A 15757-nucleotide genomic window follows, 5' to 3' on the forward strand; every position below is an offset into this window, starting at 1 on the left:
TCGCGAATTATCCGGTTTCCCTGATTGCGCATGAACAAGCTTAGCAACACCTTCGACATCGTCATCGAGCAGGCGTTCGACTTTCTGTCTCCGGAATATGCCGAGCTGTTTGATCGCTCGGCCGCCACTGCGTTCCAGCATCCGATCTGGCTGCACAGCCTCTACACCAGGCTCGCTTCGGATGCGGGTGCAACACCTCTGGTCGTCGTGGTCCGCCACCGCGCGACGGGCGCCCTTGCGATGGTGCTGCCCTTGCTCCGGATCCGGCGCGGCCCGATCCGAACCGTCGAGTTCGCCGACCTCCGCGTCTCCGACTATCTGGCGCCGGTTTGCAGCCAGAAAGTGTTTTCGCAACTGATCGACGACGCGGACGCATGCACGGAGATTCGGCGCCTCGTTCGACCTTTCGATCTGCTCCGGATGACCAAGCTGCCCGACGGGCGGCTTCCGATCGAGAACCTCCTGGCCGCATCGCGCCGCGCATCGATGGACACCAATGCCTACGCGACGGTTCTCGTCGCGCCGTTCGAGCAATGGCGGGCCAGTGCGATCGATCGCTCCTATCAGAAGGAGCTTGCAAAGAAATTTCGTCAGCTTCAGAAGAAGGGCGCGCTGAGCTTCTCATGCTGCAACGACAGCGCCTCCGTGCTCGAAGCGCTGGATGTGATGAGGAAGTTTCGCGGTCCGCGCTTTCAGGCGCAAGGCGACGGAGATCTGCTCCAGCGTCCCGAATATTTCGGTTTCTATTCCGACGTGGCCCTTCGTGGTCTCGGCTCCTTTGTGCGTCTCTATGCCATGAAGATGGACGGCGAAGTGATCGCCGCCGTGCTCGGCCTCTGCCATCAGGGCAGCTTCCTCATCATCATGAGCGCCTTCGACATTGCCGGATACAAGAGCCAGTCCCTGGGCGCGCTGATGTTCGAGCAGGTAGCGCGGGATTGCATCGAGCGCGGCGATCAGATGCTCGATTTCACCATTGGTGACGAGCCATACAAAAAACTGTTCGGCGGACAGCCCTCGCCGATGTGGGCGATCACGAAAGCCGGCAGCACCGCAGGTGCCATCGCCCTGTTCGCGCTAAAGCAGGCTCCCTGGCTCAAACTGGCGGCCAAGCGGCTGTCGGATTTGCGGCTCCTGCCCGCCCGCACCCCAACTCCCACGCGTTGAAAAACAGCAGGCGAACGGCCGCGAAACTCAGGCGCGCAACGCCCCGCGAACACGCCCGAGCCAGCCGGGATGCATTTGATCGACGCGGTGTGCCAGGCTGCGCCGCAGGAAGTGCAACCGGCGCCGAACATCCCAGCCGATATCGTTGCGGGATGTCAGGGCCTGGCGGAAGCGCGCCATCTTCAGCGACTGCTGGTCCGCCGCGATCTTGTCGCGATCGGAATAGAACTGCGTAATCTTCTCCTGGTCCATGCCGGCGGTCGCGAGCCAGCGCGGCGCATATTCGGTGCAAAGGCGATCGACGTCCACCAGCAGGCGCGCGACGCCCGTGCCGGCGGCGGGACAATTGGTCTGGAACGCATCGCCGATGAGCACGATTCCGGGCTGGAGATGTCCCTCGACGACGGTCAGATCCATCACCCAGTTCTGGACACGGTCGGTGACGCGGAAATCGCCGAGATAGGGCCGCAATCCCGGCAGCAGACGCAGAACTGTCGCTTCCGGCTCACGACGCAGCTCGCGCATGATCGGATCGGTCGGGTCGCGGAACATGAAGAGATTGGCCCGCATGCCGGCGCGAACCGGAAACAGGCTGAGATAGTCGATGCCGTCGGCCGTGCGCTCGCCATAGCAGGTCAGCGCCTCGAAATCGAACGGCGCGCCATCGCGGCGGGCGATCGTGAAGCCGAACGAAACCGAATGGCGTTCGGCCAGAATCTGCCGCTTGATACCGAGTTTATAACCGAGAGCCGCCGCCATGCCCGTGGCGAGAACGACGAGACGCGCAGTCACGCGCCGTCCGGAGGCCAGCTCGAGATGCTGGATGTCGTCGCTGCAGCTGATCGCGGTGACCTCGTCGACGATCAGATCGGATGGCTCGGGGATCCGGCTGCGCGCCATGGCGACGAGATCGGCATAGGGAAATCCGTAGGCCTGGCCGACGCTGACATCGACCACCTTGCCTTCCCGGATATTGAGCACCTGATCATATCGACAAGCGACATTTTCGAGCGCGTCGAGGAAGCCCAGCTTGCGGAGCATCGCCAATTGATGGCCGCCGATCTTTTCGACCCGGAACTCGTCCGGATAGATCGCCCGCTTGTCGATCAGGGCGATGCGATGCCCTGCCCGCGCCAGCACGGCCGCTGCAAGCGATCCTGCAAGGCCACCACCGACGATCGCGATGTCCGCAACGATCGTCGAAGAGCCAGCTGCGCCGATCGGCTCGGTCACAGTTCTATCCGCCGTCATGGTCCAGGCTCCCACGGTCAACCAAAGCCGCACGTGCAATTCTCCGGCCTGATGTCGCATCGCAGGACCAAACGCGATCATTTCTCGGTATCGAGGTTAATGAAGCGGGGGAGCCGGCCGCCCAGACGAAAGTCGGCACGCCTCTTGCTCGGGATTCTCGGTAAATTCCGGCTTCCGGCACTCTGCGGTCGATCCCGGCGAGCCATTCCGCATTCAAGCGCCTGATCTCGCCATTATCGGCCGTCGATGCGGCACTATGCCGTCAACCGGCCTGAGCTGGGCGCTGCTCTATTTGGGACAACGGGGACGGCGATGTTCCACAGTGGAGCAATAGGCGTCATCGCGGTATCGAGTCGCGGGGCGATATCCTGGATGCCGCATTAACACTCGCGGTTTTTCGGCATGCTAGGTTGTCACCGATTTCGGAATATGTCTCTTCAGGAGAGAGCAGCTCCTTAAACTTCCATGATTAAATCTATCCTCCAGCTCATGCGGCGCGATGTCACGCGCGGTGTCGTCGGTACCATCCTGCTCAAGGTTGGTAGCGGCGCGCTCGCGTTTGCGTTGTTTTCGCTGGCGGCACGAACGATGTCGCCCGATGGCTTCGGTATCTTTGCGACCTGGCTTTCGGTTGCCCAGATCGCCGCCGTCGTGGGACTGGTCGGCCAGGAATCGTTGCTGGTGCGGTTCCTGAACGAGTATCAGGTCAGCGAAAGGCCGGACCTCACCAAAGGTGTCCTCCTATCGAGCTTCAAGATTACCTCGGTCGCAATGCTGATTGTGATCATCGGGATCGCCATCGCGGCGGACATGAGAGGCGACGGGTGGATGCTCATACTTGCGGTGTCGGCCTATACGGCCGCGACTGCCGGAGTGATGCTCGGCAGCCAGATCGCACGCTCGCTGGTCAGCATTCTCACGGGCGAAGGAAATCGCGAGTTCTTCTGGCGAGTCATCGTCGTCCTGTTTCTGCTCGCCATGCTGCTGGGCCATCGGCAACTCGATCCCGCCGAGTTGATGGCGGTGATGACACTAGCCATATCGGTGGGCCTGGTTGCGCAAATCGTTTCGATCGCGCGCGTGCTGCCGGATTTGCGCGGTACGCCGGCGCGCTCCGAAACGTCCCGCTGGCGCTCGAGCGCCCTGCACTTCTGGCTTGCATCCATCCTTGAAGCCGCAAACCAGTATTTCGACGTCATTCTGGTGTACTGGATGCTGGATCCGGTGACTGCCGGTATCTACTTTGCCGCATCCCGCCTTGCCAATATCTTCGCCATGCTGTCTGCGGCGCTATACACGTTCGGAGCCCGCCGGCTTCCCTCGCTGTATTTCAGCAAGAACCACCAGGAGTTCGAGCGAACCTTGCAGCTGATGGCGGAGGTGACCGCGCTATGCGTGGTCGCCGGGCTCGCAACGATCTGGATCGGCGGCCCCTATCTCCTCAACCTGTTCGGACCTCATTTCACCGCGCAGCACTCGGTCTTGATCGTGCTCGCAATCGGGACGGCCATCCAGGCCGCAGGCGGCCCGTCTGCTGCAATCCTTCAGCTGACCGGCCACGAACGGATCTACGTTCCGGTCGTTGCTGCCAATGTCGCGCTGCGGCTCGTGGGATTTCTCATCCTCATTCCCTGGCTCGGCCTGCTCGGCGCGGCGATTTCGGCGACCGTGTCGCTGGCGCTCGCGACCATTGCCCTGAACGTCCTCTGCCGCCGGCGAACAGGGGTGGATCCTTCGATCCTCGTGCTGCTGCGCTTCTCCGCCTTGAAGCGCGGCAATTATGCAGTGCGCGGCGCCGACTCCAGCGACTAGGCCTCAATCACGCCGTCGCCCTGTGGTCCGCGACCTCGCGCTGGCCGCGCGCAAGATCGATTGGTTAACGCGCTCGCTGCGCAGCATTCGGGAACCCGTGAAATGGCTGCGGGAACGATGTCGACTGCCAAGCCTGGCATTAACTCCGTTTGTTGCTAATCGGTGTCCGCGCGGTGCCCGCATGATAGGTACCGAGTTAAGAAGGTGAAGATTTCGTTTCTTTAGCGGGTCGGGATCGGTGCTCCACTATCAGCCGAATAAGGAATTGGGCGAGACGACCGCGACGGCACCCGCGCGGTCGAACGGCAGCGGACGAAAGCTGCACGTGCTTCTCGCGCAAACCCAGGCCGAGAACGCCGGAGCGCAGGAGATCTCCAGGCTTCTTGGCGCCGGGCTAACCGCGCGCGGCTACCGCGTCAGCAATCTCTTCTTCTTCCGTAAATCGGATTCCTTCGATGAGCCGCCCGATACGCTCTATTGCGCGCCGAGCCGCCCGGGCAATCCGATGGCGCTGCTGCGGATGCTGTGGACACTCGGCCGCCATATCAGCACCATCAAACCCGACGCCGTCCTGACCTTCCAGCATTTCGGCAACGTGATCGGCGGCGGCGTGACGCGCCTCGTCAGCCGCGCACCTGTCATCGCCAATCAGGTTTCATCCGCGCTGTCGATGAGCTGGCCGGTCCGCACGGCCGACATCGTCATGGGTAGCCTTGGCTTCTTCGACCGCATCACGCTCAATTCGCAGGACATGCAGCGAGAATATTCGCGCTACCCCGCGGCCTACCGGTCGCGCATGGTGCATGTCCCGCACGGCTTCGACGACAAGGCCCTTACCCTGTCGAAGGAAGCCGCCCGACAAAAATTCAACCTGCCGCCGGATCGCATATTGCTCGGCTGCGCAGCGAGGCTGCATCCGCACAAGCGGCTCGACATGGCGATACGTCTGCTGCCGGATCAACCGTCCTGGCACCTCGCGCTCGCCGGCCAGGGAGCCGACGAGGCCCGGCTGAAGCTGCTGGCGAATGAATTGAAGGTGTCGGACAGGCTGCATTTGCTGGGGGAAATCCCGCCCAGCCGGATGGCGGACTTTCTCGCCTGCCTGGACGTGTTCGTATTCCCGACACAGGCCGAGACCTTCGGTCTGGCCGCGGTCGAGGCTGCGAACGCCGGTGTTCCCTCCGTCGTCACCGATCTTCCCGTCTTGCGCGAAGTGTTGTCCTACGAAGGAAAGCCGACCGCAGTGTTCGTCGACGCCTCCGATCATGCGAAGCTTTCTGCAGCCGTCTCCAGGCTGCTGACGGACCAACATTTGATCGACGAACTGCGACAAAACGCCAAAGGCCTGAGGCTGCGCTATTCGGTAGATGCCATGGTGGAGGAATACGTTCGGATTCTCGGCCAGGTCATTTGACCTGATACGTTGGAATAGATTGGCTCGACATGATCATCGAGTTTCGCTGTGAACGTGAGCATGCGCGGCGGTGGATGGGCCGCGAGACGCTGTTGATCGACGGCCGGGAGGTTCCGGTTCAAATCGCGTGGACGGCGACTGCAGAGCCGCGCCCCACAGGCCTCGACGCCCTGTTCGAGCTCGAACGCCTGGTGTTGCACAAGGGCAAACACAGCGGCGCCAACAGGCTGAACATCGCTCCGGAACAGACGCAGGTTCGCACCGGGACAGCCGACGTGGTCGTCGACTTCACCGGCGCCGCGCGCGATCCGAACAACTCCGCCCGGCTGTATCTTCGTCCGCTGTTCAATGGGGTTGCAGGCGAAAACGCCGCGCTCGCCGCCATTCTGGCCGGCGACCTGCCGGTGATCGACATCGTCAACGAAGTCGACGGCTCGCTCGTCGATAGCGGCCATCCATCCGGAGAAATTGCCGCCGGCTTGAGCGGCGCACTCGAAACCGTCATGGCGCGAACGCTGACCATGGTGTCGGCCATCCTGTCGGGACGGCCGCGGATTGTGCCGCAACTGGCGCGTCCCGCCGAAGATAGCCCGCGCCGGGGTCCCGCAGGCTATGTCGCGCGCGGCCTTGCCGTCTCGATCGCCAAGGAGATTTATCGCCTCTGCTGTTACGCCCCGCATTGGCATGTCGGATGGCGTTTCAACGACGGCGCAGGCGTCTGGCAGACGGGCGACCTGTCTGGACCAGGCTGGAACATTCTTCCCGATCCCGGCAATCACTTCTACGCCGATCCCTTTCCCGTCACGTGGCAGGGCCGAACGTTCGTCTTCTTCGAAGACCTCGATCACCGGGTCGGAAAAGGCATCATTTCGGCGATCGAGTTCGGCGACTATGGGCCGACCGGCGAGGTCGTGCCCGTGCTGGAGGAGCCCTGGCACCTCTCCTATCCCTTCCTGATCGAAGACGGCGGCGATGATTTGTGGATGATCCCGGAGAGCTCGATCCACGGGGACGTCGCCCTCTACAAATGCGTTCGCTTCCCGGACAAATGGGAACGACACGCGACGCTCCTTTCAGGCCTTGAGCTCGCCGACGTCACGATCACGCGGCACAAGGGCCTGCATTATCTGTTCGGCGCCTGGCGCGACGGAACCGGCGGCTATTCGGACTCGCTGGCGATCTATTACGCCGAGCACCTCCTGGGACCCTGGTTGCCCCATGCCAGCAATCCGGTCCTGATCGACCGGGCAAGCACGCGGCCGGCGGGGAATTTCGTGACCATCAATGACCAATTGTGGCGCCCGGTCCAGAACTGTGCCGACGGATACGGTGCGGCGCTCGCGCTGGCGGAAGTGATCGAGCTGTCGCCGACGGCCTTCAAGCAGATCGTTCGCCATTCCTTGAAGCCCGGACCGGTGTGGCCCGGCAGAAAGCTGCACACGCTGAACCGCTGCGGCCGGCTTGAGGTGATCGACGGATCGCGTGTCCAGCCCAAGACCCGCGCCTTCGCGAGCAAGCTTCCGTCCGCCGTTCAGTCTCCGCGCACCAGTTCATACACCGCCGGCTGAAGCCGCTGGCGCGCCCTCGCTTGCGCTGTGCCCAAGCGCGCGGGCGAGGACACGCCCGATCGTTCCGGCCTGTGACGCGCTGCCACGCCACGCCACGATCTGGTCGGGACGTATCAAAGCAAGGTCGGCATCATAGAGCTCGCGCAAGGATCCCGGCAGCGTGACGAGCTTCACATCCGCCCCGAGCACGCGGACGGTGTCGGCGACCGCAGCCGGCGCCGGCGCAACCTCGCCGAACTGGAGCAACGTCCACTCGAATCCGAGCAAATCATACAGGGACACGCCGCTCTCCAGCCACGCATGCGGTGCGCGGCCACCGGGACAGGCGCTGGGAATGTAGACGTTCGCAGCATCAGGCGGCGGCTGGCTGCCGTCGGAGACGATAATCGGAGAGCCGTCGTAACGCCCGCCAAAGGTGACGCCGGGAATGTTGAATTCGGCACGGGCGTGCTGTTCGAGATAGATGCCTGCCGTCCGCCGCGCTTCGTTGCCTTCGTCCGTGGCGTCCTCGATGTCTGGCGCGGGCGCGAAGAGACCAAGGGAGTCCGCGAAGCGCCGGGCATAGTCGGTGTTGCGGAGCGCCACCGGACGCCGCTCGACCTCGTAGCTGTCGAGCATCGATACCGGGCTTACGCCCTTGACGACGCTTGCAAGCTTCCAGCCGAGATTGACCGCGTCCTCGATCGCAGTGTTGTAGCCGAGCCCGCCGGTCGGCGTGAACAGATGCGCCGCGTCGCCGCCGAGGAACACCCTGCCCCGCTGCATGCCGTTCGCGACCAGCGCGTGACCTGCGGTCCAGGTCAGGAAGGACAGCACCTCGCATTCGATCGGAGCGCCGCAGGCGCGCTGGAACGCGGCCCTGGCCTCGTCGACCGTGATCGCACTCTCGTCTTCACCCGGCCGCAGCTGGGTGTGAAACGCGAATTCGTCGCGTCCGTTCACCGAGGCCATGAAGGCCCGGCGGTCACCATTGAAGCAATTGTACATCCACGCCTTGGCGTGCGGGATGCTCGCATAGAACTCCGGCGAGCGGAGATACACAGCCAGCATGCGGCCGCCCATGAAGTCGCGCTGCGTCCCGGTCTCGCCGCCATAGACGATGCCGAGCGACTGGCGGACGTGGGAGCGCGGCCCGTCGGCCCCGACGAGGAAGTCGGCCCGGACCTGAAAGCGGCTGCCGTTGTCGAGACATTCGATCTCGCCGACGATGCCGTCGTCGCTTTCGACGTAGCTGACCAGCCGGTGGCCATAGTTCAGCGTGATGCCTGGAAGCCGTTCGGCATGGCGACGCAGCACCGCCTCGACATATTTCTGCGAGACGCGATGCGGGAGCTCGGCCGCGCTCCAGGAGCCCGACAGGCCCTTGATCAGCTCACCTGCGCGCGACGACGACGGCAGTTGAAACCGCGCCAGCTCGTAACCGGCGTAGCGGGTGAAATACGCAACATCGGTCGGATAATCGGCGGGCAGACCTTCGCGCCTGATCTCGTCGGCAAACCCCAGCCGCCGATAGTGCTCCATCGAGCGCGCCTGCGTCGCGTTGGCTTGCGGATTGAACGCGGTACCCGGCTTCTCGTCGATCAGGATCGCGGACACGTCGCGCCGGCCGAGCTCGTTGGCCAGCATCAGCCCGCATGGCCCCCCGCCCACGATGAGCACCGAGGCCGTCAGACCTGTTTCCAAGACGCTTCTCCCTACCAGCACGATTTTGCATGGTAAGGTTGCCTGACGATATCGTCAAGTGACCTGACTAATCGGCATCCTCAAGCGTGTCGAACCGCTCGCCATAAACCGCCAGCCCTTTCAGGATCGCGTCCATGGCGGGCTTGCCAAGCTCGGTACGCATCTCCCGTTCGGCAATGTCGACGGCGTCGCGGAACGCATCGAGCCATTTGCGCCCGGCCGGCGTGAACATGACGATGCGCGCGCGCCGGTCGGTCGGATCGGCGATGCGATCGACGAGGCCGAGCTCTGCGCATTGATCGACCAGCTCCCCCATCGCCTGCTTGCTAATGGACGCCCGGCGGGCGAGCTCGGTGAGCCGTGTGCCCTCCACGTCGAGATTGCGGGTGAGGCTGACATGGGCAATGCGGGTTTCGTCATGTCCCCGCTCGCTCATCAATTCGAGCACGCGGCCTTCGAAGCGCCGCACCGCGTTGTTGAGCAGGCGACCGATGTTGGCATGCCGCCACGCGGTCCCGGATGTCCTGGATTTCACGAGATCTGCTTCCGAATCGACCGACCGAGGTTGTGCGAAGCTAACACAAGAGGCAGCCTGCGCGCTCGTACGGCCGGTCAGCGCATGTGATGGCGGCTCCGGCACGGCGGGCGGCGTGGATCAAAACGCCGCCCGCCATGTCGTGCTTGGAGCGCTGCCGGTAAGGAAGCGCGCTTTACTGGGAACGATCCGAGGTCCAGCCCTTGTACTCGGCGACGTTGTCCCTGGTCACCAGCTTGGACGGCAGCAGCTCGACGGTCGAGGCTGGCTTCTGGCCATTGAGAATGCCGACGCCCACCTGCACGGCCCGCCGCGCCATGAAGAACGGGTCCTGCGAAGCCGAGGCCTGGATCTGCGGCGACTGCGGATCCTTCAGCGCGGCCTCGATATCGGGCGCGCCGTCGACCGCGGTGATGACGATACCGCTGCGGTTCTGCTGGCGCGCCGCAAGGTCGGTGCCGATCGCCTGCGGATCGTTGATGGCGAAGATGGCGTCGATCTTGGGGAAGCGGGTCAGATAACCCTGCGCGACGGTGAGGCCGCCTTCGCGCGAGCCTTTGCCGTCCTGGTCGTTGGACAACACCTTGATGCCGGCGTTCTTCGAGAAGACGTTCTTGCAGCCGACGACGCGGTCGATCACCGCCGAGACCTGCGGCCCGTTCTCGATGATGACGTCGCCCTTGCCGCCCAGCTTGTCGACGATGTACTGGCAGGAGATCTCACCGGCCTGCACGTTGTTCGTGGTCACGGTGGCGTCGGCGCCTTCGGCCGCGGTGTCGACCGCGACGACGACGATGCCTGCCGCCTGCGCCTTTTTGATCGCCGGCCCGATCGCCTTGGGATCGCCGGGGTTGAGCAGGATCAGGTCGACGCCGGCGGCAATGAAATTGTCGATCTGGGTGACCTGCTTGCCGAGGTCGTATTCGAAGCCGACCGTCGTGATCTTCACATTGGGATTGGTCTTCTTCGCCTCGAACTCGGCGCCCTTCGACAGCGCGACGAAGAACGGATTGCCCATCGACCCCAGCGAGACGCCGATCGACTTGAGCTCCTTGGCGAAGGATGGCGCGGCGCTTAGGGCAAGCGCCGTCGCGGCGCCGGCGAGCGTGATCGTCTTCAACATTGGCTTCCTCCCTGGTCTGTCTTCATGTCAGGCACGGCAGACCAGTAGCCGCACCGGAACCTTTCACGTCCTGGCCGAACCTTGCAGCCGATAGCGGTCGAGCGCGACGGCACCGATGATCACCAAACCCTTGATCACATATTGCCAGATGTCGGAGACGCCGACGAGGATCAGGCCATTCGACAGCACGGCGATGATCAACGCGCCGACCAGCGTGCCCCAGATCGAGCCGATGCCGCCGACGAATGAGGTGCCGCCGAGGATCACGGCGGTGATGGCGTCGAGCTCGTAGGATTGTCCGAGTTGCAAGCCGTTGGCTGCATAGAGCCGCGCCGCCTGCATGGCGCCGCCGAGCCCGGCGAAAAGCCCGGAGACGCCGTAGACGAAGATCAGCACGGCCCAGACCTTGATGCCGGCTAACCGCGCCGCACTTTCATTGCCGCCCACCGCATAGATGTGCACGCCGAGCACGGTCCGGCGCAACACCAGCCACGAGACGAGGATGACGAGCAAGGCGATCACCGAGAGCCACGGGATCGACGCGACGCCGGGGATGAGTGTCAGCGAGCCGTTGCCGATGAAGGCGTAGGGAATCGAGGGATTGAACACCGTGGTGTCGGCGCCGAGCAGTCGCGCCAGGCCGCGTACCGCGGTGAGAGAGCCGAGCGTGACGATGAAGGGCGGCAATCGGAGCAGCGCGATCAGCGCGCCGTTGACGACACCGAAGCCAAGGCCGGTCAGCAGCGCGGCCGGCAGCCACAGCATTCCGAGCTCCGGCATCTTGGAGAGCGTCAACCCGGCCATCGCGGAAGCCGCCAGGATCGAGCCGACCGAAAGGTCGATGCCGCCGGTGAGGATGACGAAGGTCATGCCCGCGGCGAGCACGGTGTTCACCGCGGCCTGCTGCAGCACGATGCCTAGATTTTGTCCGGTGAAGAAGCGGCCCTCGGACAGGAAATGGAAGCCGCCGCAGAGGATCAGCAGCACCGGCAACATACCGAGCGCGCTGATCAGCACCCTCACCCGCTGGCGCTTTGATTCTGCGGCAGCACCGTTGGTCGCCGTCGATGCCGCCTTGGCCTGCGAAGCACCATTGTCAGGCATCGAGATGCTCCATCCCCGTGGCAAGCGCCATGATGTCTTCCTGGTTCAGTGCGACCGCAGCTTCACGCCTGACCTCACCGGCGATGTGCCCGGCTCGCATCACGACGACACGGTCACAGATGCCGATGATCTCCGGCAGATCGGACGAGATGACGAGGATGGCGGTGCCGGCCTTGGCGAGATTGTCGATGATCGAATAGATCTCGGACTTGGCGCCGACATCGACGCCGCGCGTCGGCTCATCGAGGATCAGCACCTTTGGCGCAATGGCAAGTAGCCGCGACAGCAGCAGCTTCTGCTGGTTGCCGCCGGACAGGCCACCGGCGGGAGCGCCGACATTGGCGGCGCGAATGCTGAGCCCTGCGAAAGCCCGATCGGCGCGCTCGCGTGCCTTGTCGCGATCCAGGAACCAGCCGAGCTTCGCATCGCGGCCAAGCACCGCGAGGTTGATGTTGTCCAGACATGACATGTCCAGAAACAGGCCGAGCGCCTTGCGGTCTTCGGTCAGATAGGCGATGCCGGCCTCGAGCGCCTCACCCGGCGTGCGGATCTCGACCGGGCGCCCCTCCAGCTCGAGCCGGCCGGAGGTTTTTGGCAACGCGCCGATGATGAGATGCGCAAGCTCGGTGCGGCCGGCGCCGATCAGGCCGGCGAGACCCACCACCTCGCCAGCGTGCACGGTGATCGAGCAGCCCTTCACGCGAAATCCATCAGCCATGTCGATCGCGGCGAGCACGGGATGGCCGCGTCCTGCCTCCGGATCATGGTCCTTCTTGTAGAACGATGAGACGTCGCGCCCGACCATCAGCCGCACGATGGTGTCTGCACGGATCTCGGCCTTGTCGAGCGAGCCGACCAGCCGGCCGTCGCGCAGCACGGTGACGCGGTCGCCGAGCGCGTAGACCTCGTCCATGCGATGCGAGATGTAGATGATGGCGAGGCCCTCGGCGCGAAGCTGGCGGATCAGCGCGAACAGTCGTGCGCTCTCGCCGGCCGACAGCGCCGTGGTCGGCTCGTCCATGATCAGGATCTTCGATCTCGCGTGCAGCGCACGTGCGATCTCGACCAGCTGCCGTTGTCCCATGGACAGATGCGTCACCAGTGTCGACGGCAGGAAGTCCGCGCCGAGCCGTTTCAGGATGGGACCGACGGCCTCGCGCATGGCACCGCGCGCCAGCAATCCAGTCCGCGATATCTCGCGTCCCAGATAGATATTCTCGGCAACGCTGAGATTGGGTGCGAGCGACAGCTCCTGATAGATGATGGAGATGCCCGCCGCGCGGCCGCCGAGCGGGCCTTCGATCCGTACCGGATGTCCTTCGATGCGGATCTCGCCGCCGGGATCTGGTCTGTAGGCGCCGGACAGGATCTTCATCAGCGTCGACTTGCCGGCGCCGTTCTCACCCATCAGGGCATGAATTTCGCCGGCATAGACTGTGAGATCGACGGCACGCAGCGCCTTGATGCCGAAGAAGGATTTCGAGACCCCACGCATCTCAAGGATCGGATCGTTCATCGTGCCTCCCGGCGCACAATGCGTTTCCCACCCGCGTCTCAATCATTCTGTCAGCGCGGCTTGCGCATTAAACAAAAGGCAGCGGCACAGGGCAATACCGAACAGACGGGAATGTAGCATCGAGGCGATGCTAGTGGCGGGGCCGATACAGTTCGCGCCACGCGGGAAGCCGTTCGGCATAAGCATCAGTCAGCCCGGTGTCAGGTTCGAACGTCTCGATGCGCTGCGGTCGCGTGCACACGGTGGCGATCGCCTCACCGGTGACAGCAAGTCGCCCCAATCTCCCCGCACCGAACGCTGCGCCGGTCTCACCTCCGGCGATGCGGTGGATCGGAACATTCAGCACGTTCGCCAGCACCGCGAGCCAGAAGCCGGACCGTGAACCACCGCCAATAACATCGGCTTCCGTAATCACAATGCCAGCATCGGCGAGCGCGTCGCGGCAATCGGCCAGTGCAAAGGCAACGCCCTCGAGCACCGCCTGCACGATCGCCGCGCGATCGGTGCCATGGCTCAAACCATCGAGCATGCCGCGCACGACGGGATCGTCGTGCGGCGTCCGCTCGCCCGCGAGATAAGGCAGGAAGCTCACCGGCGACGGCGCCTGTGGATGCGATCCAAGCGGCGCCAGCAACTCGGCCTCGGTGACCCCGAACAGGCGCGCGGCCCACGCGAGGCAGGAGGCAGCCGAGAGGATCGCGCCGGCCTGAATCCACATGCCGGGAATGGCGTGGCAGAACGTATGCACCGCCCGGTCCGGATTGGCGGCGATTGTACTGGTCGGCGCCAGCAGGGCACCCGAGGTTCCCAAAGATACGAACGCGGTTCCCGGCTGGATCGCACCGATGCCGACGGCGCCCGCCGGATTGTCGCCAGCGCCGCCCGCGATCACCGGCTGCCTCACCATGCCCCAGCGCTGCGCGAGGTCGCTGCGCAATGTTGTTGCAGGCGCGCATCCCTCGACCAGGCGCGGCATGTGATCGCGCGACAGGCCGGTCGCGGCCAAGGCCTCGTCCGACCAGTCCCGGCGCGCGACGTCGAGCCACAGGGATCCCGACGCATCCGAGGCGTCCTCGATGGCTTCGCCTGATAACACCAGGCGCAGATAGGCCTTCGGCAGCAGAACGAGTCTCGTCGCTGCAAAAATCTCAGGTTCGTGCGTCGCAACCCAGAGCAGTTTCGGCGCGGTGAATCCAGCCATCGCCTTGTTGCCCGTCACCGCACGCAAGGCGGGCCAGCGTTGCTCCAGAATGCGACACTCGGCGGCGGCGCGTCCGTCGTTCCAGAGGATGCAGGGCCGCAGCGGCCTCAAGCTCGCATCGAGCAACGAGGCGCCATGCATCTGGCCGGATAGTCCAATGCCCTTGACCGCGGCCAGCTCGTTTCCATGCGACGCCTTCAGGGCATCGAGCGTGGCGAAGGTCGCCTCGATCCATTGCGTGGGGTCCTGCTCGGAATAACCTGATTGCGGCGAGGTGATCGTCAGCGGCCGGCTCTCGCTTGCAATCACGCGCTGGGCGCCGTCAACGAGGATGGTCTTGACTGCGGAGGTACCGAGATCAATGCCGAGATACATGACTGCCTTCCGCTCACTTCGCCGCGTCGATCCAGATCCCCGGCTCGGAATGCTCGCGGATATGGCTGACCAGGAAGTCGGAAAACACCCTGATCTTGGCGGGCAGCCGGACGCGGTTTTGATAGGCGATGTTCATGGTGAGCAGCGGCAACTCCCAGCCCATCAGGACAGGCACCAGCCGGCCGGCCGCGATATCGCTCTGCACGATGTAAAGCGGCTGGATCAGGATGCCGAGCCCCGCGCGTGCCGCACCGCAGATGATCTGGCCGTCATTGCTGTCGAGCGTCGGCGCGATCCGCACCGTCTGCGTCGTGCTGCCCTGGCTGAGCCGCAGCGAATAGGGATCGTTGGCGAGATTGTAGATCAGCATGTTGTGGCGGGCGAGATCGGCAGGGTGCTCCGGCCGGCCGTGCTTCTCCAGATATGACGGCGCCGCCGCGAGCACGCGGTGCATCTGGCCGATACGGCGGACGATGATGTTGGAGTCCGGCTCGTGCTCGCGCGTGCGGATCGCCACGTCGATGCCAGCCTCGATGAAGTCCAGATAGCGATTTGCGCTGATGATCTGCACGCTGAGATCAGGATAGAGCGCGCGGAAGGCGGGTAGCATCGGCGCGAGATAGATCATCGCAAAGGACAGCGAACTCGTCACGCGCAGCATGCCCTTCGGCGACAGCGCGCGGTCGGAAACGGCATCCTCGGCTTCGGCCAGCTCGTTCAACAATGTGCTGCAGCGCTGCAGGAGCTCCTGCCCGGCCTCCGTCAGCCATAGCCGACGCGTGTTGCGTTCGATCAGCCGGACTGCGAGCCGTTCCTCCAGCGCGCTGAGGTGGCGGCTGGCGGCCGCGTTCGACATCCGCAGGATTTCGGCGGCCTTGGACAGGCTGCCGAGCTCGGCGGTTTTGGAGAAGACTTCGAGTTGGAGCAGCCGGTCCATTTTTGCTAAAAGAGGAAAAGAGACTTACAAATTTTGTCCTTTATTTCCGTTTTCTGCAAGGCAAAATAGCT

Annotated in this window: 12 protein-coding genes; 4 read left to right on the forward strand and 8 right to left on the reverse strand. The window is 64.0% G+C overall.

The window, feature by feature from the left end; translation table 11 throughout:
- Window positions 1–30: 30 nt before the first annotated feature.
- A complete protein-coding gene (locus tag GA0061098_RS01610) occupies window positions 31–1167 on the forward strand; it encodes a GNAT family N-acetyltransferase (RefSeq protein WP_091952693.1) in 1137 nt (378 codons plus the stop codon).
- 27 nt (window positions 1168–1194) lie between these two features.
- Here GA0061098_RS01610 and GA0061098_RS01615 read toward each other — a convergent pair whose 3' ends face one another.
- Window positions 1195–2418 carry an FAD-dependent oxidoreductase gene (locus GA0061098_RS01615; RefSeq protein ID WP_165637093.1) on the reverse strand — a complete coding sequence of 408 codons (1224 nt, stop codon included), beginning with the start codon at window positions 2416–2418 and terminating at the stop codon, window positions 1195–1197.
- A gap of 465 nt (window positions 2419–2883) precedes the next feature.
- Between GA0061098_RS01615 and GA0061098_RS01620 the strand changes: the two genes are divergently transcribed.
- The 3 genes from GA0061098_RS01620 (at window position 2884) to GA0061098_RS01630 (ending at window position 7212) form a co-directional block, all read left to right on the forward strand.
- Window positions 2884–4230, forward strand: coding sequence for a lipopolysaccharide biosynthesis protein (locus tag GA0061098_RS01620; RefSeq protein ID WP_091952696.1), 1347 nt, complete (start codon window positions 2884–2886; stop codon window positions 4228–4230).
- Between the two features lie 238 nt (window positions 4231–4468).
- Window positions 4469–5644 carry a glycosyltransferase family 4 protein gene (locus tag GA0061098_RS01625; protein ID WP_091952698.1) on the forward strand — a complete coding sequence of 392 codons (1176 nt, stop codon included), beginning with the start codon at window positions 4469–4471 and terminating at the stop codon, window positions 5642–5644.
- A 29-nt stretch (window positions 5645–5673) separates the two neighbouring features.
- Complete coding sequence (locus tag GA0061098_RS01630) at window positions 5674–7212, forward strand: glucosamine inositolphosphorylceramide transferase family protein (RefSeq protein ID WP_091952700.1); 1539 nt, start codon at window positions 5674–5676, stop codon at window positions 7210–7212.
- Here the strand turns inward: GA0061098_RS01630 and GA0061098_RS01635 are convergent.
- The 7 genes from GA0061098_RS01635 to GA0061098_RS01665 all read right to left on the reverse strand — a co-directional run bounded on the left by GA0061098_RS01635 (window position 7195) and on the right by GA0061098_RS01665 (window position 15686).
- Entirely contained in the window at window positions 7195–8916 is a 1722-nt protein-coding gene (locus GA0061098_RS01635; protein WP_091952702.1) for an FAD-dependent oxidoreductase, read from the reverse strand. The two genes, GA0061098_RS01630 and GA0061098_RS01635, sit on opposite strands and share 18 nt — an antisense overlap.
- A gap of 46 nt (window positions 8917–8962) precedes the next feature.
- On the reverse strand, window positions 8963–9430 hold the full coding sequence (locus GA0061098_RS01640; RefSeq protein ID WP_091952705.1) for a MarR family winged helix-turn-helix transcriptional regulator: 468 nt from the start codon (window positions 9428–9430) through the stop codon (window positions 8963–8965).
- A 175-nt stretch (window positions 9431–9605) separates the two neighbouring features.
- On the reverse strand, window positions 9606–10553 hold the full coding sequence (locus GA0061098_RS01645; RefSeq protein WP_018316013.1) for an ABC transporter substrate-binding protein: 948 nt from the start codon (window positions 10551–10553) through the stop codon (window positions 9606–9608).
- A 63-nt stretch (window positions 10554–10616) separates the two neighbouring features.
- On the reverse strand, window positions 10617–11657 hold the full coding sequence (locus tag GA0061098_RS01650; RefSeq protein WP_091952707.1) for an ABC transporter permease subunit: 1041 nt from the start codon (window positions 11655–11657) through the stop codon (window positions 10617–10619).
- On the reverse strand, window positions 11650–13173 hold the full coding sequence (locus GA0061098_RS01655; RefSeq protein ID WP_091952709.1) for a sugar ABC transporter ATP-binding protein: 1524 nt from the start codon (window positions 13171–13173) through the stop codon (window positions 11650–11652). Before GA0061098_RS01655 ends, GA0061098_RS01650 begins: the two co-directional genes overlap by 8 nt.
- A 130-nt stretch (window positions 13174–13303) precedes the next feature.
- Entirely contained in the window at window positions 13304–14749 is a 1446-nt protein-coding gene (gene xylB / locus GA0061098_RS01660) for a xylulokinase (RefSeq protein ID WP_091952711.1), read from the reverse strand.
- 13 nt (window positions 14750–14762) lie between these two features.
- On the reverse strand, window positions 14763–15686 hold the full coding sequence (locus GA0061098_RS01665) for a LysR family transcriptional regulator (RefSeq protein ID WP_091952713.1): 924 nt from the start codon (window positions 15684–15686) through the stop codon (window positions 14763–14765).
- Window positions 15687–15757 lie beyond the last annotated feature (71 nt).

Source organism: Bradyrhizobium shewense (assembly GCF_900094605.1).
GTDB lineage: Bacteria > Pseudomonadota > Alphaproteobacteria > Rhizobiales > Xanthobacteraceae > Bradyrhizobium > Bradyrhizobium shewense.

Excerpts from the sequence above, each read along its gene's own strand:
- GA0061098_RS01630 (WP_091952700.1), top strand. The coding sequence starts at position 5,674 with ATGATCATCGAGTTTCGCTGTGAACGTGAGCATGCGCGGCGGTGGATG.
- GA0061098_RS01610 (WP_091952693.1), top strand. The coding sequence starts at position 31 with ATGAACAAGCTTAGCAACACCTTCGACATCGTCATCGAGCAGGCGTTC.
- xylB (WP_091952711.1), bottom strand. The coding sequence starts at position 14,749 with ATGTATCTCGGCATTGATCTCGGTACCTCCGCAGTCAAGACCATCCTC.
- GA0061098_RS01655 (WP_091952709.1), bottom strand. The coding sequence starts at position 13,173 with ATGAACGATCCGATCCTTGAGATGCGTGGGGTCTCGAAATCCTTCTTC.
- GA0061098_RS01665 (WP_091952713.1), bottom strand. The coding sequence starts at position 15,686 with ATGGACCGGCTGCTCCAACTCGAAGTCTTCTCCAAAACCGCCGAGCTC.
- GA0061098_RS01615 (WP_165637093.1), bottom strand. The coding sequence starts at position 2,418 with ATGACGGCGGATAGAACTGTGACCGAGCCGATCGGCGCAGCTGGCTCT.
- GA0061098_RS01645 (WP_018316013.1), bottom strand. The coding sequence starts at position 10,553 with ATGTTGAAGACGATCACGCTCGCCGGCGCCGCGACGGCGCTTGCCCTA.
- GA0061098_RS01620 (WP_091952696.1), top strand. The coding sequence starts at position 2,884 with ATGATTAAATCTATCCTCCAGCTCATGCGGCGCGATGTCACGCGCGGT.
- GA0061098_RS01650 (WP_091952707.1), bottom strand. The coding sequence starts at position 11,657 with ATGCCTGACAATGGTGCTTCGCAGGCCAAGGCGGCATCGACGGCGACC.